The sequence below is a fragment of the Neisseria sp. P0019.S003 genome (assembly GCF_051957115.1).
In the GTDB taxonomy this organism is placed as follows: Bacteria; Pseudomonadota; Gammaproteobacteria; order Burkholderiales; family Neisseriaceae; genus Neisseria; species Neisseria flavescens_D.
The window spans coordinates 1-450 of sequence record NZ_JBQCWT010000083.1; the positions used below are offsets into that span (position 1 = coordinate 1).

Annotated in this window: 1 protein-coding gene; it reads right to left on the reverse strand. The window is 48.9% G+C overall.

Going from position 1 to position 450, the window contains the following annotated elements; genetic code table 11:
* Positions 1–147: 147 nt before the first annotated feature.
* Positions 148–450, reverse strand: a 303-nt coding sequence (locus ACTHTS_RS11200) for a hypothetical protein (protein WP_440370081.1), incomplete at its 5' end; no start/stop codon positions are given.

Consider the following 450-nt stretch of genomic DNA (forward strand, 5'->3'; position numbering starts at 1 on the left):
ACCACCAACAGCACCAAATACACACAAAAGACAACCACCAAAGCAAACCTGAAGAAACCAAAACACACCCCCACAAAATACCCACCGGCGTACACGCAAAACTCCAATACTTAAATCCCTGGCATGAAACAGCAACCACTCCAAACATCAAGTAAAAAAAGGTCGCCCGAAACCTGTTCCTCGAGACCTCAGATAACCCCCTAACTCCCCCAAACACACCCAACTTCCCACCACCCCAACCCCTCCCAAAAGCCCCATCGTCACCGCCATCAGCAGCCCGCGCACCCTTACGACCTCCTCCGCGAACTGCCGTTCTATTAGGGCGGCAAACAATATACTCACTGCCTCGGTATTGCGGATTGATTCACTCCTTTTTAATTCACCAAAACGTACAAGAGGACTGTAAAAAATACTTACCCGTCTGTCCATTCTACAACTATGCAGCTTCAA